Source organism: Exiguobacterium sp. SH3S3 (assembly GCF_004337115.1).
Lineage (GTDB): Bacteria > Bacillota > Bacilli > Exiguobacteriales > Exiguobacteriaceae > Exiguobacterium > Exiguobacterium aurantiacum_A.
In genome coordinates, this window is sequence record NZ_SJUU01000042.1 from 1 (window position 1) to 390 (window position 390).

The following is a 390-nucleotide window of genomic DNA, read 5'->3' on the forward strand; positions in this document are numbered from 1 at the left end:
TAAAAACACTATTTTATTAGCAGACAATGATGCTTATGGTCATGATAATTTCTTAAAAGAATTACAAAAACAAAGATTAAAATCTAAACCAGGAGCTTTTTCTGTTTATTGTAATGATGGATTTACTTTAGCTGAAATTTTAGTAGAAAGAGTATCTGGTATGTCATTTACTAATTTTCTTGATAAATACATAAATAATCCACTTAACTTACAAAATACAAAAACTACAGAAAATAGTTTTGATAGTTCAAAACTAGCAAAAGCATATGTACCTTATTGGGAAGATGCAGTTCCGCAAGATAACCTTAATGCTATAGGTGCAGGTGGTTTATATTCAAGTGCAGAAAATCTATGTACATTTGCACAAACATTTATGAAAAATTCAAATGG

The 390-nt window shown here is 27.9% G+C and carries 1 protein-coding gene; it reads left to right on the plus strand.

Annotated elements, in window-relative coordinates; all coding sequences use genetic code 11:
• Positions 1-390: serine hydrolase domain-containing protein (locus EVJ28_RS13995; protein ID WP_131489356.1), on the plus strand; the 390-nt coding region annotated here is incomplete at both ends.